Source organism: Polynucleobacter corsicus (assembly GCF_018688255.1).
GTDB lineage: Bacteria > Pseudomonadota > Gammaproteobacteria > Burkholderiales > Burkholderiaceae > Polynucleobacter > Polynucleobacter corsicus.
In genome coordinates this window covers 907025-930201 of record NZ_CP061314.1, presented here as the reverse complement: position 1 = coordinate 930201, position 23177 = coordinate 907025, and the positions used below count along the sequence as shown (strand labels likewise).

Genomic DNA, 23177 nt, shown 5'->3' with positions numbered 1-23177 from the left:
GGCTTTCAAGCCAATCCTCACTTTTTAAGGGCTGAATAAGAATTTTCCTACTCTGATTTAAACCATGCCTGACAGATTCCCCCAGACTTGATTCGTATTCTCTAAATCTCCAAATAAATTAATGAGATTAGGGACATATGAAAGCGATTACCCCAGAATTGGAATATCTAAGCACCCGTCAAAGCGCTAAAGTGCTACAGGTTTCACTTGGCACGGTCCAGAAAATGGTTGAATTAGGTGAATTAATCGCCTGGAAGACCCGTGGGGGTCACCGGCGCATCTTGGTAAGCTCTCTAGACCAACAGCTAGCACGCCGTAAAAGAGCAATGCGCCAAAAGACTACCCAAAACTGCATTGCTATGGGGATATTCAGAAGGGCTGAAAATAGCCATGAATTAATCGAATCTATTCAATGCTGGCAGTTAAAGGTGGATATGGAGGTATCTGTCGATAGCCTTGAGGGCCTGATGAAGGCAGTTTCAATTTCCCCTGACCTCATATTCCTAGATGCCTTAATACCGCCAGTTGAACAGGTGCATCTCATCCATTATTTGAGCAAAAACAAGGATACGCAGCGTATTCCTATCTTGGTAGATGAGGGATTTATTCGCCTTCATCCTGGGGTTATAGGCTTAGCCGATGAAAATACGGTTGGAGTCAAGTCGCGCTACCCTGAAGTACTTCAAGAAGAGCTTGAAAACGGTCTAATTGACCAAAATCCTTTGATTATTGGCTATCCAGCTACTAATCCTGAACTTGAAAATACCGTGGGAGATAAAAATCGGCACGAACTCTTAGAGCCTATATTTATTCAGGCGCTCAATAGAAAATGTGCCTAGAACCTGATCTGGATCTATAAAACAAAAAAGCCGCTCAATTTGATCATGAGCGGCTTTTTAAATAATAAATCTATTTAAATCAATAGTTTAGATCAAGAAGTTACTGCGATCTCTACCTTCAATCCATTTTGGCGCCTTACCGCGACCAGTCCAGGTATCACCAGTAGAGGGATTACGGTACTTTGGAGCAACCTTAGCGCCAGAACTGCGAACGCCAGCTTTACGACTAAATAAGTCTGAAGCTGTTAAATCATATTGCTCAATGATGAGCTTGGCTTTAGCAATGCCATCAGCCTTTTCACGTAAAACTGCTTCTTTAATCTGTTTATCCAACAATTCACGTTGGGCCAACAGATCTTTATATGATGACATGTTTAGTTTATCCAGATAATAGATTGATTGAATAACAAAAGATTTGCTATTCCTAGAAATGCATTATATCAATATATTAAAAAGTAACCATTTATATTGAAAATAGTCTTATAACCCTATAGAAATAGGCCTATATTGCATTAATTAATAAGATAACCAACATAATCATTATAAATACTATATTTATAATGATATTTTAAGCATTACCTTCTCAGCATAAATGTACCGCTAGATTTGGCGGTAACTTCACCGGCCTCATTCAATACCACGGCCTCGCAGTAATGAATTGTTTTACCAAACTTCAGAACGCTACCCTCCACCACAATCTTGCCAATACTTGGGCGCAAGAAGCTGACGTTCATGTCAATTGTCATGGCACCAAGTTGCTGGTTCACCGTACTTCGAGCTGCCGCCCCCATCGCAAAGTCCAGGAGGGTCATCACAACGCCACCGTGGGCAATCTGAAAGCTATTCTCGAATTCTGGTTTGATGACTAGGCTAATGCGCGACTTTCCCCCTTCGGCATACTCAGGAACAACCCCCAAGTGAGCCAAAAACGGGATAGTTAATCCAAAATACGTAGTGTTACTTGAGTTTGATGTCATAGGAAGTAAATGCCAAATTGAATGGTCGGGGCGAGAGGATTTGAACCTCCGACCACATGCACCCCATGCATGTACGCTACCAGGCTGCGCTACGCCCCGACGAGAAACAAAATTGTATCAGTAACTATTTGGAGAGAATTTGCAGGACAGCCTGCAACTCATCGCGCAAGCGAAGCTCGCCACGAGCCTCATCAAGGCGATTTCGGGCGCCACTGATCGTGAAGCCCTCTTCATACAAAAGCGCCCTAATCTTACGAATCAAGACAACTTCATGATGTTGATAGTAGCGACGATTACCGCGACGCTTTTGAGGACTCAATTGGGTGAACTCTTGCTCCCAATAGCGCAATACATGAGAACGAACGCCACAAAGATCGGATACTTCACCGATAGTGAAATAACGCTTAGCGGGAATTGGGGGGAGCTGCGAACTTAGCAGCACCGACCCAGCATCAAATGCTGATTTCTCGAGCATGAGACTCAACTACGTCCTTGAGCTTTTGACTTGCATGAAATGTCACAACGCGACGGGCTGCAATTGGAATCATTTGACCGGTTTTTGGATTGCGGCCTGGCCGGGCAGATTTATTGCGTAACTGGAAATTGCCAAAACCAGAAATCTTTACTTCAACACCAGTCTCAAGTGATTTCCCAATACGGTCGAAGAAGGCGTCAATCATGTCCTTGGCTTCGCGCTTATTTAAGCCAACTTGATCAAAGAGAGCCTCCGAGAGCTCATTCTTGGTAACGGTATCGTTGCTAACTAAATTATTCATGGCGGAAGTCTCTTCTTACTAGATCTGTTGCTAATATTAAACCTAGCGCAGACGGGCTGCGCAATTTTTTTCGAGTGCCGCTAATAAAGCAGTCATTACCGCTTCAATTTGTGCATCCTGCAGCGTTTCCTGTGGATTGAGCAAAGTCACACGGTAGGCTAGACTCTTCTCATCATCAGCCATACTGCTCGAACCAGCTTTTGGCTTGAATTCATCGAATAACTCAATTGACTTAACAAAGTTCTGCTTCTTCGCATTCATTGCATCGAGTAAAGTTTGCGCTGCAACGGTCTGCTTTACCACTACTGCCAAATCACGTTGCACTGCAGGAAACTTACTCAACTCTTCTGGCTGCGGAATACTTAAATTACGAATGGCCTCTAAATCCATTTCAAACAGCACTGGCGCTTGAGGTAACTCATAAGCTTGCTGCAAGCCAGGATGTAGCTCACCAATCCAGCCAATATTCAGCTTGCCAGCTGGTGTCATTAACGCAATTTGTGCACTGCGGCCAGGGTGGAGCGCTGGATGAACGGCTGCCTCAGTTGTGAAATGCAAGGGATCGAGCACACGCTCCAAATCACCTTTCACGTCAAAGAAATCGACTGCACGATCAGCGCTTGCCCACTGCTCTGCTACAAATGAGCCATAAGCCAAACCACCAATTTGCTGTGGCTGATGAAAGCCTGCAACTTTGCCAGCCTCTTCTTGCACGCTAGCATCACGTTTAAATACACGGCCCGTCTCGAACAGGCGGACACGGCCAGCACCACGATTCAGATTTGACTTGAGATTACCCAGTAAGCCACCCCATAGATTGCTACGCATTACGCCATACTGACTGGCGATTGGATTAAGTACGGCAATAAGATCTTTTTCAGAGGCAGCAGCTAAGCGTTGCTCACTCTCAAGGTCAGTAAATCCAAAGTTCACTGCCTCTTGATAACCTTGGAGAGCTAAACGCTGGCGCAATAAATGCACTCCACGCTTTGCCTCAGCCCTAGCACTCATCTTCAAAGAGGAGACTGGTGGCACATCAGGAATATTTTCAAAGCCGTACATGCGTGCGACTTCTTCGATTAAATCTTCTTCAATTTCGATATCAAAGCGATAGCTTGGTGGTGTCACCACAAATACATCACCTGCTTCTTGCTTGAACTCAAAACCGAGACGTTTGAACACATCAGCAACAATTTCAGTAGTGAGCGGAATGCCGATGACTTTCATGGCACGTGCTAAACGCATGCTGACTAGTTTGCGCTCAGGAATGGATAACACTTGATCATCTATTGGGCCAACTTGGCCACCGCATACTTCAATAATCAGAGCCGTTAAGTACTCCAAGCAGTTAGATGTATTTTGCGGATCAACACCACGCTCAAAGCGATGTGCTGCATCGGTACTGAAATTAAAACGACGAGCACGCCCCTGAATTGCTGAAGGCTGCCAATAAGCGGCTTCAACATAAATATTTTTTGTATCGTCAGTTACTGCGCAATGATTGCCACCCATAATGCCGGCTAATGCTACGGGACCACCTTGGTCGGCAACCACACCAGCATCTTGAATCTTGCCTGCTGAATCTGGGCCTTGCAAAGTAACAGTCTGACCATTTAATAATTCAAGAGTTTCGCCGGGCTTCGCCCAGCGAACTGATAAGTCTCCAGTTAATTTATCAATATCAAATACATGGGTCGGCTGACCCATTTCTAACATGACATAGTTAGACAAATCAACTAGAGGAGAAATGCTTCTTTGGCCAGCACGAGCTAAACGCTGCACAATCCAATCTGGAGTTTTAGATTTTGGATTAACGCCGCGGATGATGCGACCAGCAAAACGCCCACATAGCTCGGTATTCTCAACAGTAACTTTGAGCTTATCGGCAATAGTGACATTTGCAGCAGTCCACTTGGGTGCGCACAATGCGGCACCTGTGATTGCTGACACTTCACGTGCCATACCCATTAAAGATAGGCAGTCTGCTTTGTTAGGCGTTAATTTAATCACAAAGATCTGGTCATCTAGGTTTAAGTATTTACGGATATCCTCACCCACTGGTGCATCTGCGGGCAACTCCAAAATACCTTCGTGATCATCACCAAGACCAAGTTCGCGACCAGAGCACAACATGCCCTGGCTTTCTACACCGCGCAGCTTACCAATCTTAATCATGAAAGGCTTGCCACCCGCTTCGGTTGGCGGCAATTCTGCGCCAACCATGGCGCAAGGAATTTTGATACCAGCACGTGCATTCGGTGCACCGCAAACAATTTGTAATTCTTGGCCAGTGCCTGCGTCAACTTTGCAAACACGCAAGCGATCTGCATCAGGATGCTGCTCAGCCGAAAGGATTTGAGCAACCACGATTTTTGTGAATGCTGGGGCTACTGAATGTTGCTCTTCGACCTCAAGGCCAGCCATCGTCATAGCATGACCTAAGGCATTGCTATCGAGTGAGGGATTTACATACTGGCGTAACCAAGATTCAGAAAATTGCATATGCGCTATCTACTATTAAAAGGTTAGCCGATTAAGCTGGAAATTGCGCTAAGAAACGGAGATCGTTCTCAAAGAAAAGACGTAAATCATCAACGCCATAACGCAACATCGTCAAACGCTCTAAGCCAGAGCCAAAAGCAAAACCGGTATAGCGCTCTGGATCAATACCCATATTGCGCAATACATTGGGATGCACCTGCCCTGCCCCAGAAATCTCTAACCAACGGCCAGCTAACTTGCCGCTACCGAAGGCCATATCGATTTCAGCTGAAGGCTCAGTGAATGGGAAATACGAAGGACGGAAACGAACTTGCAGTTCATTCGTCTCGAAAAAAGTTCTTAAGAAGTCGGTATACACACCCTTTAGGTCTGCAAAGGAAACACTCTCTGCAATCCACAGGCCTTCAACTTGATGAAACATCGGTGAATGGGTTGCATCGCTATCGACGCGATAGGTTCTACCAGGCGCAATCACTTTGATTGGCGGCATCACATCGGCATGGGCATATTTTTTTACATGCTCACTCGCATAACGAACCTGAATCGGGCTGGTGTGCGTACGTAATAACAAAGGCTTTCCAGTGGAATCTTTGCCATCGATATAAAAGGTGTCCTGCATTGAACGCGCAGGATGATTCTCAGGGCTATTTAAGGCGGTGAAATTAAACCAATCAGTCTCAATTTCAGGACCATCAGCTACATCAAAACCAATGGAGCGGAAGATCTCTTCAACACGTTCCCAGGTGCGCATTACAGGATGCAAACTACCTACTGCTTGGCCACGGCCAGGCAAAGAAACATCAATCGATTCCGCCGCAAGACGTTGCAGCAATACCGCATCAGCCAATGCTTGGCGACGCTCTTGTAATGCAGCTTCTACTTGGGTTTTGATTTGATTAATATGGGCGCCAGCACTCTTACGCTCATCAGGCGACATTCCACCAAGCGCTTTTAAACGCTCAGTGAGAACACCTGACTTACCGAGATACTTGGCTTTCGCGTCCTCAAGAGCTGCCGAATCGGCAGCCCCGAGGAAATCACGTTTAGCATCCTCGACAATGTGGTCGAGAGAAACCATTGCAGCTTAGTTTTTTAAATGAACTAAGAATTAAGCTGCAGCGCTTACTACGGATTTGATCCGAGTAACCAAAGCAGCGAAAGCCGCCTTGTCAGCAATGGCCATATCAGAAAGCACTTTGCGGTCGAGTTCGATCGCAGCTTTCTTCATGCCATTCATGAATACGCTATAGGTCATGTCATGCTGACGAACTGCCGCATTGATACGAGCAATCCACAATGCGCGGAATACACGTTTCTTATTGCGACGGTCGCGGTATGCATATTGACCAGCACGCATAACTGCTTGCTTAGCAATACGGAATACGTTTTTACGACGTCCACGATAGCCTGTTGCAGCATCGGTGATTTTCTTATGACGGGCTCTTGCTGTAACCCCACGTTTGACTCTTGGCATTTATTTCTCCTAATCTAGTCTGAGGTTAAGCGTATGGAAGCATGGAGCGAATTGACTTAACGTCTGCTTTCGCAACTTCGGTAGTACCACGTAGGTGACGCTTATTCTTTGTGGTCTTCTTGGTGAGGATATGGCGTTTGAAAGCCTGACCTCGTTTAATCGTTCCGCCTGCGCGAACCGTGAAGCGCTTTTTAGCGCTACTCTTGCTCTTCATCTTGGGCATAAAGCACCCCTTCAATTACTTGTGCAACATAGGTGGTAACCGACGGTTACGCTTCCTGTACCTAGAAACACTTCAAACTACCAGAGCCTCGCAGCTCCTCCCTACTTAAACAACAAACCCATCTTGCGATTTGGTTTATTACTTAACCTTACGAATGGGGGCCAATACCATCACCATCTGGCGACCTTCCATCTTTGGAAACTGTTCTACTTGACCATGCTCAATTAGGTCTGACTTCAAACGTTCCAACATTCTGACTCCGATTTCTTGGTGGGCCATTTCACGACCCCGAAATCGCAGCGTAATCTTTGTCTTATCGCCATCTTCCAAAAAGCGGATTAGATTGCGTAGCTTCACACCATAGTCACCATCATCTGTGCCGGGACGGAACTTTACTTCCTTCACCTGAATCACTTTTTGCTTGAGCTTAGCTTCATGCAAACGTTTGGCTTCTTGATATTTGAATTTGCCGAAGTCCATAATCCGGACTACAGGTGGCACAGCTGTCGGAGCAATTTCAACCAAATCGGTCTCTTTCTCTTCTGCTAAAGCCAAGGCTTCACTCAACTTAACTACACCGATGGGTTCTCCATCCAGTCCAATCAGACGCACTTCAGGAGCAGTAATCTCCCGATTTATGCGCTGCGATTTATCAGTAGCGATCTTCTTAATTCCTTTAAAAAAACAATAAAAACCATTCCACCCCTAGCTAAGCTCGGGTCCGACTTTCTGAGAAATATCCTGCTGGAGTCGGGCAACGAAGGCATCAAGAGGCATTACGCCTAAATCCACTCCGCCACGGGCACGAACGGCCACCGAATTACTTTCTGCTTCTTTATCCCCTACAACTAACAAAAATGGGAGCTTCTGTAATGCGTGCTCGCGTATTTTATACGTAATTTTCTCATTCCGCAAATCCGATTCGACTCTAAACCCTTGTTTTTTCAGAGATTGCTGGACTTTTTGAGCATATGCAGCCGAATTATCGGAAATATTAAGGACTATAGCCTGGGTCGGAGCAAGCCAAACCGGCATATTTCCAGCGTGGTTTTCAATCAAAATACCGATAAAACGCTCCAAAGAGCCCACAATTGCCCTATGAAGCATCACTGGAGCCTTGCGAGTGTTCTCTTCGGTTACATATTCAGCACCTAAACGGGCTGGCATCGAGAAATCCACCTGAATCGTGCCGCACTGCCAAGTGCGGCCAATCGAGTCTTTGAGGTGATATTCGATCTTCGGACCATAAAAAGCACCCTCGCCTGGCAATTCTTCCCATTCTTGGCCTGAAGCGGTCAAGGCGCCACGTAGGGCAGCCTCCGCTTTATCCCAAATAGCGTCATCACCAACACGCTTCGCAGGACGCAAGGCCAGCTTAACAGCCACTTCAGTAAAGCCAAAATCTTGGTAAACCTCACGAACCGCTTTATCGAATGCGGCTACTTCGGGCTGAATCTGATCTTCAGTACAGAAAATATGGCCATCATCTTGTGTGAAACCACGTACACGCATCAAACCATGTAATGCACCTGAAGGCTCGTTGCGATGACACTGACCAAACTCACCATAGCGCAATGGCAATTCACGATAGCTATGCAAACCAGAATTAAAAATCTGCACATGTCCCGGGCAGTTCATCGGCTTTAATGCATATGCACGATTCTCCGACTCCGTTGTGAACATGTTTTCTTTATAGTTGTCCCAGTGGCCGGACTTTTCCCAAAGGCCGCGATCCAAAATTTGGGGGGCTTTTACTTCTTGGTAGCCTTCGCGCTGATAAACGCGGCGCATGTACTGTTCAACTTCTTGCCAAATAGACCAGCCCTTGGGGTGCCAGAAAATTAAACCCGGCGCTTCAGGTTGAAAGTGAAATAAGTCTAAGAACTTACCGAGGCGACGATGGTCACGCTTCTCAGCTTCTTCAAGCATATGCAAATGGGCATCTTGATCTTCTTTTTTCAACCAAGCTGTACCGTAGATCCGCTGCAGCATCTCATTCTTGCTATCGCCACGCCAGTAAGCACCAGCAACGCTCAGAAGCTTGAACACTTTGAGCTTGCCAGTAGAGGGCACATGGGGTCCGCGGCATAAGTCAGTGAACTTCCCTTCGGCATACAAAGACACATCTTCGCCTTGCGGGATGCTAGAAATAATTTCTGCCTTGTAGTTTTCGCCTTGATCTTTGAAGAACTTCACGGCCTCATCACGCGGCATTACTGTACGAATCACTGGCTCATCTTTTTTAGCGAGCTCAGCCATTTTCTTTTCAATGGCCACCAAGTCTTCTGGTGTGAACGGGCGATGAAATGAGAAGTCATAATAAAAACCGTTTTCGATTACCGGGCCAATCGTGACTTGTGCCTCTGGGAATAACTCTTTAACGGCATAGGCCAATAAATGGGCCGTAGAGTGACGTACGATCTCGAGTGCTTCTGGGCTTTTATCCGTGACGATAGCTAATTGACTATCTTTGTCGATCACAAAGCTGGCATCTACCATCTTGCCGTCAACGATGCCGCCAAGGGCCGCTTTGGCAAGGCCGCTTCCAATGCTTTGGGCAACATCAAGAACGCGTACGGGAGCTTCGAACTCACGTTTAGATCCATCTGGCAGAGTAACTATAAGCATGACCGCTCCATCTTATTAAGATTCAGCCGAAAGACTGATTTACTGCACAACATCCACCAAAAAGAAAGCGCGGGTGCTTTTGGGCAACCGCGCACTTTTGGGTCTTTATTCGTTGGTAGGCTCGATTGGACTCGAACCAACGACCCCCACCATGTCAAGGTGGTGCTCTAACCAGCTGAGCTACGAGCCTATATAAGCCATAGAGTTTATCACCGGCGGCGTACTTGGGTCACCCCTTTGACTTCTTCAAGGGCGTTTTGGACGAGTCGTAAGGCTTCCGAGTCCTTAATCTCCACCGTCAACAGTATTTGCGTAAGCCCTCGCTTGGCAGATTTGCGAAGGTCGATCACGTGAACACCCTGTCTTGTCAGAATCTCAAACAGCTCACGCATCAGCTCGGGGCGATCTAGCCCTGTTACCGCTAAATCCGCAGGAAATACGCGCTTAGGATCATTTCCGGCTACTGTTTCAGCGCCAGAATCATTCCAGGCAGTCTGGATAACGCGCTCAGGAGCTCGCTCCAATAGACCTCTAAATGTTTTGCAAGAACGTCGATGAATCGATACGCCACGACCTTGGGTCACAAAACCTGCAATCGAATCGGGCGGGACTGGCCGGCAGCACCGCGCCAACTGGGTCATTAATGAATCTACCCCCACTACCAAAACATCACCTGCCTGACCCTGCTTACGAGTACTTTGTTTAAGAACAATTTCTGGGGCTGGAGTAATTACCTTCGCCCCTGTCTTTTGCTCCACCTTGGAGTCAGTGGACTTAGACCCCGCCTCTTCATCATCCACAGCATTAAACCAAGCGCGTACACGTGTGCGAGCACGCTGTGAACGCAAGTAATTGCGGCTCGGACTAATCCAATCGCGTGAGGGACCGCCATGTTTCACGGCGACGATTTCAATAGTCTGGCCATTGTGCAAAGGAGTATCTAAAGGCACCATCGCACCATCTACTCGAGCGCCACGACAGCGGTGGCCAAGGTCGGTATGAACTGCATATGCAAAATCGATGGGCGATGAACCCTTCTCCAAGGAAATGACTTTTCCTAATGGAGTGAGTACATAAATATGGTCATCGATCTCATGGTGCTTGAGTTGCTCCCAAGCATCCTCTTTCCAAGAAATGAGTTGCCTTGCCCAAGCAATTTGGCGCTCATAAGCAACTGCCGCACTATGGGTGCCCGTTTGATGACTGGGATTTGCATCATTAGGCTTATTTTTTGGCGGCGTTGCTGTGCCAACATAAGCACCCTCTTTGTAACGCCAGTGCGCAGCCAATCCATACTCAGCCTGTTGATGCATTGCATTAGTGCGCACCTGAATCTCAAATGCAGTCCCATGCTCATCCATCACTACAGTATGCAAAGATTGGTAGCCGTTTGGCTTTGGCCTGGCGATGTAGTCATCAAATTCACGTGGGACAGGCTGCCAGATGTTATGTACTATTCCTAAAATGGCATAACAGGACTTAACGTCATCTACTAAAACTCTAAACGCCCTGACGTCGTAGAGATTGGCAAAGTCGAGTGACTTACCCTGCATCTTTTTCCAAATACTATAGATGTGCTTTGGGCGACCCTGAACCTCACCTTCAATACGGACAGCATCTAATTCTTCTTTCAGCTTACTCACAATCTGATTGATAAAAGATTCACGCTCAATACGCTTGCCATCCAACATCTTAGCGATATCGCGATAGATCTCTGGAGAGAGAACTCGAAATGCCAAGTCCTCCATCTCCCATTTCATTTGCCAAATACCGAGACGATTAGCAAGCGATGCATCAATATTCAAAATCTCTTGTGCCCAAGCTTTTGGCATCTCGATTTTTTCTTGGTTGATCCAACGCAGCGTTTGCAAGCGCGAAGCAAGATAAATCAAAACGACGCGTAAGTCATCACCAAAAGCGAGCAACATCTTTCTGAGCATCTCTTCTTGCCCAGAAATACTTAGACCGCCATCATTGCGTACCAGCTTGGCTTGAGCCTGCCTCAGGCCCCGATAGCCAATCAACAGTCTGGCTGACTCATCACCAATCAGTTTGGTGAGCGATTCTTTGCCATGGGTACGGGCAATATGATGTGCAGCGGTCAGTGTTGCCTCATCTAAGTGAAGCAGCTTTAGTATGCTGAGAACGCCAGCGGCATGATTTTCAGAAGGCTCGCCATACCAACCATCAATAATTTTGATGCTCTCAGATGAAGAAGAAGCATTTGACATGGGCGACTGAAATCCTTAACTAAAGAATTCTTTTGCTAAAGCCACTTGTTCTGATTTCACAAAGGCAGGTGCATGACCAACTCCTGGAATTTCAATACTTCGAATGTAAGGGTTGACCTTGCACATCTCGGCAACAGTTTCAGCGGAAAGTAAATCGGATTCCCCGCCACGCACAATCAACGTCGGGATATGGATTTGCTTGAAGGCGTGCCACATCGCCATTTCTCCTGCCTTTGCCATAATCGGATTGACCGATGCAAACGGCACAGAAATATCAGGGTCGTAGTGCATTACCCAAAGCCCATCTTTTTGCACGAGCATGGGACCGTTATAAATCTCCCACTCTTCTGGAGTGTGACTGCCAAAAGATGCACAGATCTCATTGAGGCGCTGCAAAGCATCGGCACGATTAGAAAAACTAAAAGGCTGACCAACATAAGAGCCCAGGCGCTTGATGGCCTCAGGTTCAATGCGTGGGCCCACATCATTAATCAGCATGCGACGAATTGGACTCTTGGGCATTGCGGCATAGACCATACCAATCAAACCACCCATAGAGGTTCCAAACCAATTCACTTGTGTAACGTTGAGCTGCTTAATCAAGCTAACCATGTCTGCGACGTATTGAGGAACGCTATAGAGCATGGGATTCTTGAGTCGATCAGAATCACCTCGCCCCACTACATCTGGACACACAACGTAATAGTCCTGACTCATTGCCTCAGCCAGAGTTTTGAAATCACTTCCCCTGCGCGTCAGGCCATGAACACATACTAATACCTTGGAATTATTAGGATTACCCCAAGCGTGATAGGCCATGCGATGAGAGCCATCAGGACTCGTGCAAGTAACGTAGAAGGTATCGCCATGATGAATAACATTCGGCTTTTGAATCTCATTATTCAGGTGTGCGTCATGCACATGCTCATCTGCCATGCCTGGAACTTCCGGCTGAAGGGTTACATGATCGATACCGTGCTCACTAAGCAACATCGCGTTGATGCGCGCCATAATTTCTGGCCACTCAGCCATTCGCTCAATTTCAATATGGCCAATCAGTGCCGGGAAGCTGGGAGTCATCTCCCAAACATGCAGATCATGCACCGCCAAAACACCTGGCACCTTTTTTAGATCCTGACCGACCTGTAAATAGTCGATATGTAGAGGCACTCCCTCCATTAGGAAGTGATACGACTCTTTCAAAATGGAAATAGTGGACTTCAAAATTAAGAGGGAAACCAAAATAGATAAGATGGCATCAATCGGCATCCATCCAGTAAGCTGAATCACAATACCCGCAATCAGAGCAGCTATAGACCCTAGCAAGTCACCCATGACATGAACCAAGGCAGCGCGAGTATTGACACTCTTTTTATCGCGCGATAGTACCCATGCCACCACAATATTCATTACCAAACCAATGGCAGCAACTATCGTGACAGTTAAGCCATCCACCTTATGCGGGTCGTAGAATCGACTCACTGCCTCAAACATAATCCATGCAACTAAGGCCAGCATCGCAATGCTATTCACAAATGCCGCTAAGGCCTCAGCCCTTCCAAATCCAAAGGAATGTTTTGGTGACGGCGGACGACGAGAAATGATTTGCGCCAACAAGGCTAAACCTAATGCAGCAGCATCGGTCACCATGTGACCAGCATCTGATATCAGCGCTAAAGAATTCGCAAAGTAAGCAGCGGCACCCTCAACCCCTGAAAAACCAAGTGTGAGCACCAAGGCAATGAGCAAGAGATTCTGGTTAGAGACTTCCTTGCTATGGGTATGCTTAGCATCGCCCTGCTTGTGTGCGTGAAGTGAATGATCTACAACGCTCATAAAGGAATCTTTAAAAAAGAAAATGGGATCATTGACCCCATTATTTCACTATCCATCAAAAAAGGTTAGAAACCTGCTACGTCTATAGGGGCACCTGTTTTGGCTATAACCTCATCTTTAGCTACACCAGGAGCCAACTCCACCAACTTCAAGCCCTTTGGCGTGATGTCGAGTACACAAAGGTCAGTAATGATGCGACTAATAACACCCACACCAGTTAATGGCAGAGTGCACTTCGGTAGGATCTTGATTTCTTCTGTGCCGTCTTTTTTCTTGGCAACGTGCTCCATCAAGACAACTACATGCTTTACGCCAGCAACCAAGTCCATGGCACCGCCCATACCCTTCACCATCTTGCCAGGGATCATCCAGTTCGCTAGGTCGCCATGCTCACTGACCTGCATTGCCCCCAAAATCGCGATGTTAATTTTTCCACCACGAATCATTCCGAATGAATCTGCAGAAGAAAAAATAGAGGAGCCAGGCAAAGTAGTAATCGTTTGCTTACCCGCATTAATTAAATCTGCATCAATCGTTTTTTCAGTTGGAAATGGACCAATACCCAATAAACCATTCTCAGACTGGAGCCACACTTCCATGCCTTCTGGCACATGATTGGCTACCAAGGTTGGCATGCCAATACCTAAATTGACGTAGTAACCATCCTTTAGTTCTTTAGCAGCACGTGCTGCCATTTCATCTCTATTCCAAGGCATATCGATCTTCCTAAATATTCTGTACTGTTTTTATATGGTGTCTAAAGATATTAAGCAGCAGACAAGGTGCGCTGCTCAATACGCTTCTCTGGCGTAGTGTTCAGCACCAAGCGATGCACATAAATACCGGGCGTATGAATCTGATCGGGATCTAATTCACCGTTCTCTACGATCTCTTCAACTTCAGCAACCGTGATCTTGCCAGCCATTGCAACCACAGGATTGAAGTTGCGAGCGGTATAGCGATAAATCAAATTGCCGGATTTATCCGCCTTCCACGCTTTCACGAGTGAGATATCAGAAACGATTGCGCGCTCCATGATGTAACGCTCACCATCAAACTCTTTTTCTTCTTTGCCCTCAGCTACCAGTGTGCCGACACCTGTTTTGGTATAGAAAGCAGGAATGCCACAGCCGCCGGCACGCAACTTCTCAGCCAGGGTTCCTTGCGGAGTAAATTCCAGCTCGAGCTCGCCAGCCAAAAACTGACGCTCAAATTCTTTGTTCTCACCTACGTAGGATGCAACCATCCTTTTGACTTGTCTGGAGTTCAGCAGCAAACCCAAACCAAAGCCATCTACTCCAGCATTATTAGCAATTGCAGTCAGATTCTGCGCACCCAAATCCTTGACTGCGGCAATTAGCGCCTCGGGAATACCGCACAAGCCAAAACCGCCAACAGCCAGTTTTTGGCCATCCTTCAAGATATCCCGCAGGGCATCCACAGCCGATGGGTAAGTTTTGTTCATAAATTCGTCCTAATATTGCCGAAAAAGGTAAAAAAGTAATCATAACGCTTTAGACATCTAAGCCCATTGGCATTGGGCACCAATATGGTTTTTATGGCTTAGAACTAAACTATAGGCATTAGGTAGCGCTTTGAAAGTAGTAGAAATGCTCAAAATGATAAGTAATGTCGGAGAAATGAAATGACTGCCCAGGAATTACTCGAACAGTTTGGACCTAGAGAATCCATGGACTACGACCTCGTCATCGTGGGGGGCGGCCCTGCAGGCTTGTCCGCAGCCATCAAAGTAAAACAGCTAGCCAGCGAATCTGGCAAAGAGATTAGTGTCTGCGTACTCGAAAAAGGCTCTGAAATCGGTGCACACATCCTTTCTGGCGCAGTTATGGATCCTAAGGCATTAAGTGAACTCTTCCCTAACTGGAAAGAGCTAGGCGCACCACTGGATACTGAAGTTAGCCAAGATCAGTTTTTATTTCTGACCAAAGAAAGCGCATTTCAGGTTCCAAATTGGATGCTGCCCCATTGCTTTAAGAATGAAGGTAACTACATTGTCAGTTTGGCTAATGTCACTCGCTGGCTAGGTCAACAAGCTGAGAACCTCGGCGTAGAAATCTTTCCAGGCTTTCCTGCAGCAGAAATTCTCTATAACGAGCAAGGCGCAGTTTGTGGTGTCATCACTGGCTCGATGGGCTTGGATAAAGCAGGTCAACCCACAGATCAATTTCAGCTTGGCATGGAATTGCGTGCAAAGTACACCTTATTCGCCGAAGGTTCGCGCGGACATTTAGGTAAACAACTGATTGCTAAGTTTGCCTTAGATAAAGATGCTGATCCACAAAGCTATGGCATTGGTATTAAAGAATTATGGGAAGTCGAGCCCTCTAAGAGTAAGCCCGGTCTAGTGGTTCATACCGCTGGCTGGCCATTAGAGAGTGATACCTATGGCGGCTCATTCTTGTATCACCTGGGTGATAACAAAGTTGCCGTTGGTTTGGTAGTTGGGCTGTCCTATAAGAACCCATACCTCTCTCCGTTTGAAGAGTTCCAACGCTATAAATTGCATCCCAAGATTCGTGAAACCTTTGAAGGCGGTAAGCGTCTGGCCTATGGGGCACGGGCACTGACGGCTGGCGGCTTAAACAGCTTACCTAAAACAGTTTTCCCTGGTGGTGCACTGATTGGTTGCGATGCTGGATTCTTGAATGCCTCACGCATTAAAGGAAGTCATGCTGCTATTAAGACTGGCATGCTGGCAGCTGAGGCTGCGGTTGCTGCACTTGCCGACAATCGCTCTGCCGATGTGTTGGCCGCCTACCCAAGCGCCTTCAGAAATAGCTGGCTACATACCGAGCTAAACCAAGCGCGTAACTTTAAGCCATGGATGTCTAAAGGACTCTACCTTGGCACCCTGATGGTGGGCCTTGAGCAAAAGCTTTTGGGCGGCAATATGCCTTGGACAATACATTTAAAGCATGCAGATCATGAATGCCTCGAACCAGCAGCGCAGCATCAAGCAATTGAGTATCCAAAACCAGATGGCAAGATTACTTTTGATCGCCTCTCATCGGTATTTATCTCCAACACCAATCATGCTGAGAATCAACCAATCCATCTGACCTTAAAAGATGCATCGGTACCAGTGAGCTTGAACCTCAAAACCTACGCAGGTCCAGAGCAACGTTACTGCCCTGCTGGTGTTTATGAGTATGTAGAAAAAGATGGTCAGCCGCAGTTACAAATTAATTCGCAAAACTGCGTGCATTGCAAGACTTGTGATATCAAGGATCCAAGTCAGAATATTGTTTGGATTACCCCTGAAGGTGGTGGTGGTCCGAACTACGCATCGATGTAAATCATTCAGCGTATTACTTCTGAATTTATCCAACGGGCTAGCGGCTAGGACGCAGCTTCCCAATCGCCATACCCCCTAGACCGCAGGCTAAGGCCGCCATCACAAATACATTGCGAGGTTGGGTAGCATCCCATAGCCAACCAGCCAGCAAACCGCCCAGCGTTCCGCCTAAGCCATAAGACACGGTTGCCATTAAAGCTTGCCCTCGTGCTTGCAATGGTCCAGTAAACCAACGTTGCAATAGTTTCGTAGCAGCACTGTGGTGCGCTCCAAAAGTACCGGCGTGCATAAGCTGAGCCAGAATCAGCACCCAAGTGAGCGGAAAGAAAGCCATCAAGATAAAGCGGAACACGCCCATACCAAAAGCGATTTGCAAAACAACTTCAGCGTCCAATCTACTAAGCACTTTGCTCTGGAAATAAAAGAAGATCACTTCGGCTGCCACGCCTAAGGCCCAAAACAAACCAATCTGAAATTTGTCGTAACCTAAATCTGCTAGGTAGAGCGAGTAGAAGACGTACAAAGCAGCATGCGCAAAGATCATAAAAAATCCGGAGAGCAAGAACCAGCGGACATCCGGATTAAATAGAACAATCAGTAGTTCGCCCTTAACCATCTTGCGACGCTCCATCTTGGGCTCATACAAGCGAAAGGTTACCAGCGCCAAGCAGGTCAAAATCACCGCGCCCACGATGGGATAAAGCTCTATGCCTTTGCGCTGAAATAATTCACCTGCAAATAAAACCATGGCAATAAAACCAATTGAGCCCCATAAACGTAAACGGCCGTAACGCTTATCAAATGAATTGTCTTTAAATAAAGCATGCACCGTAGCTGATTCACCCAAGGGCATTAGGCTACTGAGGATGGTATGTAAGACAAACATCCAAATGAAGAATGCAACATAGCTATTGAGAAAAAAGATACTCAAGAAGGTCACTGCCGCCAAGCAAGCGCAGAAGCGAATAATGCCGATGCGATCAGAGAGGTAGTCTGATAACCACCCCCAAGAGAACGGCCCCACTATTCTTGTGATTTGCAGCATGGACATTAAGACTGCAATCTCAATAACGCTAAAGCCGCGATCTAAAAAAAAGAGGCTGGCGTATGGAGAAACTAAACCAACATAAGCGAAATATAAAAAGAAAAAGGACCCGAAGGCCCAACGCACTGAGGGTGTCATTTTCTTTTTAGTTCTCTAAGGTGAATTTGATTAATCCGTTGCAGAGCCAGGACGTGCAGCTGAGATAGACGCAACACTGTGTTTCACATCACCGCACTGAGCGCGGTGACGCAAAGCGTGATCAATCAAAACAAGGGCTAGCATCGCTTCAGCGATTGGGGTAGCGCGAATACCGACACAAGGATCATGACGACCCTTGGTTTGTACGGTAATAGGCTTGCCATCTAAATCCACCGATTCTTTTGGGCTCAAAATGCTGGAGGTTGGTTTAATAGCAATCGACACCCGCAAATCTTGACCAGTAGTAATACCGCCTAAAGTGCCGCCCGCATTGTTGCTAGCAAAACCATCTGGATGCAACTCATCACCATGCTCACTGCCACGTTGCGCTACTGACTTAAAGCCAGAGCCAATCTCAACACCCTTGACTGCATTAATACCCATCATGGCATGCGCAATATCAGCATCTAATTTATCAAATACAGGCTCGCCTAACCCAATGGGCACATTACGCGCCCGCACTTCAATCTTCGCTCCGCATGAATCCCCTGCTTTGCGCAGTCCATCCATATACGCTTCTAACTGAGGAACGATATCGGCATTCGCGGCAAAAAAAGGATTACTCTCAATGAGCGCTGCATCTTTAAATGGGATTTCGATTTCACCGAGTTGACTCATATAGCCATAAAACTCCGTGCCATATTGTTCTTTGAGCCACTTCTTGGCAATCGCTGCTGCGGCCACTACAGGCGCAGTTAATCTTGCTGAAGAGCGCCCACCCCCGCGAGGATCACGCAAACCATATTTATAGTGATAAGCGTAATCAGCGTGGCCGGGTCTAAATGTTTGTAGGATGTTTCCGTAATCTTGGCTGCGTTGATCAGTATTCCGAATTAACAAGCCAATGGGCGTGCCCGTGGTTTTGCCTTCATACACACCAGACAGAATTTCTACCCTGTCGGCCTCTTGACGTTGGGTTACATGACGTGAGGTTCCTGGCTTGCGACGATCTAAATCGAGCTGCAAGTCTGCTTCACACAGAGACATGCCTGGGGGGCAGCCATCAACAATAGCGCCAATGGCGGGACCGTGGGATTCACCAAAAGTGGTGACAGTAAAGAGAAGACCTAGTGTATTTCCTGACATATTGACATTATGTCATTGCTCGGGAGCTTGGGCTAGGCTGAGCCTATGGGGCAGCTTTTTCGGCCTCTTCTGGCCAGTCGCGGATGTAAGCCTTGAGCATGGTGTTTTCGAAGTCCTGAGCCTCAACAACGGATTTAGCCACGTCGTAGAAAGAAATCACGCCCATCAGCATCTTTTGATCCATCACCGGCAAGTAGCGGGCATGCTCAACTAGCATCATGCGGCGAACCTCATCGATCTCTGTCTCCATATTGCATGTCAAAGGTTTGGCATTCATAACGCCTTGAACTTTGAGCTCATCTAATTTGCCATGGTGTTTTGCTAAAGCTGCAATCACCTCACGGAATGTCAGGATGCCTACAAGCTTATCGTAATCCATCACCACCAATGAACCGATATCGTGTTCGCTCATAACCAAGACGGCAGTTTGCAAAGCAGTATCCGGTGCAACAGTAAATAGTGTGCTGCCCTTAACGCGCAATATGTCGCAAACTTTCATGGGATCTCCAGCAATAGGTTCTTATTGAGTCAATATATGCTGATGCCCCTGAGGAATCAAGGGGGGTGAAGGATATTTCAGTAACGAATAACCCTAAGCAACCCATTCCGAATGCTGGGGAGATTGGCAACCAGAACTGCCCCAGCCAAGGTAATCCACCAGGTCAGGTAAATCCAAATCAGCGCTAAAGGGAAGATCGCAAAAGCGCCATAGACCGTTTTATAAAAGGCGACATTGCTTATAAAAAGACCAAAGCCAAACTTCATTAACTCAAAAGTGAGGGCTGCAAAGAAGGCGCCACTCAAAGCATCACGCCACTCAATTTGGGCATAAGGGAGAATTTTGTAAGCTACTGAGAATACGGCCATGGCCAGAACTATTGGCACTACCGTCGCTACAAAACCCAAACCAAAGCTCAGAGTTTCCGTCCACCCCTCTGCCGCACTAAAAAGAAGACCACTTAAGTAGGTTCCAATACCCAATAGGATGGGTCCCAATATAGTTGCAGAGGAATAGATCGCAACCTTCTTCAAAATGGGTCGCCTTGCAGAGACGCGAAAGATCTGATTAAAGGCGCCCTCAATCACTGCCAATGTCATGATGGTTGTAATCACCAGGCCGAGCAAGCCAATCAAGGTGAGGCCTTTGGCCTGAGCTGAAAATTGATCCAAGTAATTAAAAACCTGCTGATTTAAGCCACCCGGCATATAGGTGTCCAGCAACCAGGCCTGAAAGGCATACTTAATACGCACCACACTGGGGAGATAGCCAATCAGAATGGAAGCCACCGTCAGCATCGGAATCAAGGCCAGCGTAGTAGTAAAGGCCAGACTGGCGGCTACCTGCTTAAGATTTTGACCCCGGTTACGCTCCCAGATCTCTTTTCCAAGAGAGAGCCATAATTGAGGATTCTGTATGAGGCGCATCGCCCATATCATAAGAGATAAGAGAAGAATATGAGCCAATCTGACATTTTAGTTTTGTACTACTCACGCTATGGAGCAACCCGAGACTTAGCTCGACTGATTGCCGAAGGTATTGAAAGCGTCCCAGGTGTTAACGCCAGGCTACGCACTGTTCCAACGATCTCCACAGTATGCGAAGCTACAGAGGCAACCGTCCCAACTGATGGTGCCCCGTATGTTGAATACGCCGACTTAAAAGAATGCATTGGTCTAGCTCTGGGCTCCCCTACGCGCTTTGGCAATATGGCCGCTCCCATGAAATACTTTTGGGATGGTAGCTCTTCAGAATGGCTCAATGGCGCCCTGGTTGGTAAACCAGCCTGCGTCTTTACAAGTACAGGTAGTCTGCACGGCGGTCAAGAAAGCACCCTTCTGACCATGATGATTCCCCTACTTCACCACGGCATGATGCTCATGGGTCTTCCTTATAGCGAGCCCGATCTGATGAGCACTTCAAGTGGTGGCAGTCCTTATGGCGTTACCCACGTGGCGCATGCTGATGGTCGAGCGCCGATTAGCGCTGAAGAGCAACGGCTAGCCATTGCCCAAGGCAAACGCCTGGCAATTGCGGCACTCAAACTCATTCAAGGGTAATTTATGCTCAAAAGCTGGCTCTCCAAAAACCCCTACCAACTCATCGCTACGGCAGCTTTTGTTGACCTATTTATCCTGTGCGTAGCTTGGGAATGGTTTATCTCGCCACTCAGGCCGGAAGGCTCCTGGCTCGTTCTCAAGGCCGTCCCCTTGTTATTTGCCATTCCAGGCCTATGGAAAGGTAATGTGTACACCATGCAATGGGCCTCTATGCTGATCCTGCTCTACATTACCGAGGGCTTGGTCCGTATTTTGGAGACTGGAGTCAATTTCTGGATGGCCGCCCTAGAAACGGCCATTGGAACAGTCGGGTTTGTCTGTCTACTGATGTTCCTGAAACCCATCAAGGCGCGGGCTAAGGCAGCAAAAAAAGAGCGGGCCGCGGCAGAAAACAAGCTTAAAGGATAAAAAACCGCCAATTTGACTGGTTTTGGTTACTTTCTTTAAAAATATTACTTATCCCTGTCATCCCAAGCACTTTTCCATGCGTTGTATGCTCATGGAGGTAGTAAATATGTCAACAAGACTAAAACGTTGGGCCCGCACAATTGAACAGATCGACTTGTCCAAAAGGACGCCTGAAGTCGCTATTGGCTATTTAGATAGCAAATACCGCGATATCGCCTGGCGTTACATCCGTATTTTGGGCTTTGAGCGCACTATTAGCTTTATGGCCAGCAATAACTTCCACCCAGAGTAAGCCGCTTTACTCAAAAAATAACCCCAGAAGATCTCCTCTCTGGGGTTTTTCAATTTAAAGCCCCAAGGGCAAGCAATAGATGGTACTAATTGCTACTTTTCGCCTTTAAAGCCTCTTCCAGCTGATTAATCTTGTTTTGCATTGCAGATATTTTGGCGTTGAGAGCGCCTACATTTAAGAAGCTTTCCTCGGACACCTGGGCCTTCAGATTATTTCCCCAACCCAGCCAGGATGAGTCATATACCTTCACCTTCTTAAAGCCCAGATTTTTGAGGACTGTGGCTGTTTCAGCGGCACGTACGCCACTTTGGCAATAGACCACTGTATCTTGATTAGGATCCAGGTTTGAATACAACTTTTTCAAATCTGCCTGACTTTTCAGAGTCATTCCCGAATTATCGGAAACTTGCTTCTTACCAAGCTTGATAGACGTAGCAGGATCCTGCCAATTTTCCTCGAAGGGAATATTGATCGCATTAGGAATATGACCTCCTCGAATCGCACGAACATCTTTGCCAGAAAACTCATCGGGAGTTCGCACATCAATAATCTGGACTGATTTAGATTGAGTCAACTTCAGCATCTCCTCATTCGTCACCAGCAACTGAGGCTGAGGCACGAGGGTTACGGAGACAGCCGGTAGATTGGGGCGCTCCTTTTGGAGAGCTAATCCAGCTGACTTCCAAGCATCAACTCCGTCGTGATAGATTTGTGCCTGCTTACCGCCAAAATAATGAATCGTATAAAGGCCGAAGTAAGCATACGGATTTCCACGAGAGCCGTACACCACAATGTCTTTATTTACATCGAGTCCAGCAGCATTAAAAATCGATTGAATTTTTGCAGTAGCGATGTAGTCCTCTTTATTTGCATCTCTCAGAATATTGCCTGCATCACCAATATTGATTGCGCCAGGGATATGCCCCTCTAAGTAACTCTTTTCATCGCGTACATCCCAAAGAATTGCGCCTCGGGCTATGGCCTCCTGCACTTGCCCCGTCTGAATAATGGCATCATTTTTTTGCGCGGCAGCCAAAGAACTTAAGATCAACAAGCTAATGGAGAAGAGGTATTTGATGGACAGACGCATATGGATGCCTTCTTTTAATAATGGGACGTAAGGTTAAATATTAACTCGATGTTCTTGCCGAGGATAAAATAAGTGCAGAGCCAAATTAAATATGGGCCTTACTGTCACAATCGCTTGAAACTCATCCTAATAAAACGTAGGATTGAGAGCTAGATATCAGCTATTTACGCAGATTGAATAAACAGCCCCCTCTTGAAA

24 protein-coding genes and 2 tRNA genes are annotated in these 23177 nt (G+C 46.8%); 5 read left to right on the top strand and 21 right to left on the bottom strand.

The genetic code is table 11. The annotated features are described in order from the left end of the window. Window positions 1–137: 137 nt before the first annotated feature. Window positions 138–839: a helix-turn-helix domain-containing protein gene (locus tag C2747_RS04870; protein WP_215332883.1), complete on the top strand. Its 702-nt coding sequence runs from the start codon at window positions 138–140 to the stop codon at window positions 837–839. An 87-nt stretch (window positions 840–926) separates the two neighbouring features. Here C2747_RS04870 and C2747_RS04865 read toward each other — a convergent pair whose 3' ends face one another. The 16 genes from C2747_RS04865 to C2747_RS04790 all read right to left on the bottom strand — a co-directional run bounded on the left by C2747_RS04865 (window position 927) and on the right by C2747_RS04790 (window position 14951). Next, a complete protein-coding gene (locus tag C2747_RS04865; protein WP_215332881.1) occupies window positions 927–1211 on the bottom strand; it encodes an H-NS histone family protein in 285 nt (94 codons plus the stop codon). 203 nt (window positions 1212–1414) lie between these two features. After that, complete coding sequence (locus C2747_RS04860; RefSeq protein ID WP_215332879.1) at window positions 1415–1816, bottom strand: PaaI family thioesterase; 402 nt, start codon at window positions 1814–1816, stop codon at window positions 1415–1417. A gap of 22 nt (window positions 1817–1838) precedes the next feature. Beyond that, window positions 1839–1915, bottom strand: a tRNA-Pro gene (locus C2747_RS04855). A gap of 25 nt (window positions 1916–1940) precedes the next feature. Continuing rightward, entirely contained in the window at window positions 1941–2291 is a 351-nt protein-coding gene (locus C2747_RS04850) for a MerR family transcriptional regulator (protein ID WP_215332877.1), read from the bottom strand. Then, window positions 2269–2592, bottom strand: a complete 324-nt coding sequence (locus C2747_RS04845; RefSeq protein WP_215332875.1) for an integration host factor subunit alpha — start codon at window positions 2590–2592, stop codon at window positions 2269–2271. Before C2747_RS04845 ends, C2747_RS04850 begins: the two co-directional genes overlap by 23 nt. Before the next feature lie 42 nt (window positions 2593–2634). Then, window positions 2635–5094, bottom strand: coding sequence for a phenylalanine--tRNA ligase subunit beta (gene pheT, locus C2747_RS04840; RefSeq protein ID WP_215332873.1), 2460 nt, complete (start codon window positions 5092–5094; stop codon window positions 2635–2637). Between the two features lie 31 nt (window positions 5095–5125). Beyond that, complete coding sequence (gene pheS / locus C2747_RS04835; RefSeq protein ID WP_215332871.1) at window positions 5126–6172, bottom strand: phenylalanine--tRNA ligase subunit alpha; 1047 nt, start codon at window positions 6170–6172, stop codon at window positions 5126–5128. Window positions 6173–6202: 30 nt separating this feature from the next. Next, window positions 6203–6568, bottom strand: a complete 366-nt coding sequence (gene rplT / locus C2747_RS04830) for a 50S ribosomal protein L20 (RefSeq protein WP_015421011.1) — start codon at window positions 6566–6568, stop codon at window positions 6203–6205. Between the two features lie 25 nt (window positions 6569–6593). Continuing rightward, entirely contained in the window at window positions 6594–6791 is a 198-nt protein-coding gene (gene rpmI / locus C2747_RS04825; RefSeq protein ID WP_046330084.1) for a 50S ribosomal protein L35, read from the bottom strand. Between the two features lie 138 nt (window positions 6792–6929). Next, window positions 6930–7463: a translation initiation factor IF-3 gene (gene infC, locus C2747_RS04820; protein ID WP_433915513.1), complete on the bottom strand. Its 534-nt coding sequence runs from the start codon at window positions 7461–7463 to the stop codon at window positions 6930–6932. Window positions 7464–7496: 33 nt separating this feature from the next. After that, entirely contained in the window at window positions 7497–9419 is a 1923-nt protein-coding gene (gene thrS, locus C2747_RS04815; RefSeq protein ID WP_215332869.1) for a threonine--tRNA ligase, read from the bottom strand. Between the two features lie 113 nt (window positions 9420–9532). Then, window positions 9533–9609: transfer RNA gene (locus tag C2747_RS04810), tRNA-Val, on the bottom strand. A gap of 19 nt (window positions 9610–9628) precedes the next feature. Continuing rightward, window positions 9629–11650 (bottom strand): RelA/SpoT family protein, encoded by a 2022-nt coding sequence (locus tag C2747_RS04805; protein WP_215332867.1) that lies wholly within the window; start codon window positions 11648–11650, stop codon window positions 9629–9631. Window positions 11651–11665: 15 nt separating this feature from the next. Continuing rightward, window positions 11666–13486, bottom strand: coding sequence for an alpha/beta fold hydrolase (locus tag C2747_RS10635; protein WP_215332865.1), 1821 nt, complete (start codon window positions 13484–13486; stop codon window positions 11666–11668). 65 nt (window positions 13487–13551) lie between these two features. Continuing rightward, on the bottom strand, window positions 13552–14202 hold the full coding sequence (locus tag C2747_RS04795) for a CoA transferase subunit B (protein ID WP_215332863.1): 651 nt from the start codon (window positions 14200–14202) through the stop codon (window positions 13552–13554). Window positions 14203–14252: 50 nt separating this feature from the next. Then, a complete protein-coding gene (locus C2747_RS04790; protein ID WP_215332861.1) occupies window positions 14253–14951 on the bottom strand; it encodes a CoA transferase subunit A in 699 nt (232 codons plus the stop codon). 180 nt (window positions 14952–15131) lie between these two features. On the opposite strand from C2747_RS04790, the gene C2747_RS04785 reads away from it, so the two are divergent. Beyond that, window positions 15132–16802, top strand: a complete 1671-nt coding sequence (locus tag C2747_RS04785) for an electron transfer flavoprotein-ubiquinone oxidoreductase (protein WP_215332859.1) — start codon at window positions 15132–15134, stop codon at window positions 16800–16802. Window positions 16803–16839: 37 nt separating this feature from the next. On the opposite strand, the gene C2747_RS04780 is transcribed toward C2747_RS04785, so the two are convergent. From C2747_RS04780 to C2747_RS04765, 4 genes are all read right to left on the bottom strand, one after another. Beyond that, window positions 16840–17985 (bottom strand): MFS transporter, encoded by a 1146-nt coding sequence (locus C2747_RS04780; protein ID WP_215332857.1) that lies wholly within the window; start codon window positions 17983–17985, stop codon window positions 16840–16842. Between the two features lie 30 nt (window positions 17986–18015). Continuing rightward, window positions 18016–19131, bottom strand: coding sequence for a chorismate synthase (aroC, locus tag C2747_RS04775; RefSeq protein ID WP_215332855.1), 1116 nt, complete (start codon window positions 19129–19131; stop codon window positions 18016–18018). 43 nt (window positions 19132–19174) lie between these two features. Then, window positions 19175–19630, bottom strand: coding sequence for a CBS domain-containing protein (locus tag C2747_RS04770; RefSeq protein ID WP_215332853.1), 456 nt, complete (start codon window positions 19628–19630; stop codon window positions 19175–19177). Window positions 19631–19707: 77 nt separating this feature from the next. Beyond that, complete coding sequence (locus C2747_RS04765; RefSeq protein WP_215332851.1) at window positions 19708–20556, bottom strand: YihY family inner membrane protein; 849 nt, start codon at window positions 20554–20556, stop codon at window positions 19708–19710. 30 nt (window positions 20557–20586) lie between these two features. Here C2747_RS04765 and wrbA point away from each other — a divergent pair, with 30 nt between their 5' ends. From wrbA to C2747_RS04750, 3 genes are all read left to right on the top strand, one after another. Beyond that, complete coding sequence (gene wrbA / locus C2747_RS04760) at window positions 20587–21189, top strand: NAD(P)H:quinone oxidoreductase (protein ID WP_215332849.1); 603 nt, start codon at window positions 20587–20589, stop codon at window positions 21187–21189. A 3-nt stretch (window positions 21190–21192) separates the two neighbouring features. Then, the gene (locus C2747_RS04755) at window positions 21193–21597 is read left to right on the top strand and encodes a DUF2069 domain-containing protein (RefSeq protein ID WP_215332847.1); all 405 of its coding nucleotides are present in this window, start codon (window positions 21193–21195) and stop codon (window positions 21595–21597) included. A gap of 106 nt (window positions 21598–21703) precedes the next feature. Beyond that, window positions 21704–21889: a hypothetical protein gene (locus C2747_RS04750; protein WP_046330073.1), complete on the top strand. Its 186-nt coding sequence runs from the start codon at window positions 21704–21706 to the stop codon at window positions 21887–21889. Between the two features lie 85 nt (window positions 21890–21974). Here the strand turns inward: C2747_RS04750 and C2747_RS04745 are convergent, their stop codons facing one another. Next, window positions 21975–22979, bottom strand: a complete 1005-nt coding sequence (locus C2747_RS04745) for a sulfurtransferase (protein WP_215332845.1) — start codon at window positions 22977–22979, stop codon at window positions 21975–21977. Window positions 22980–23177 lie beyond the last annotated feature (198 nt).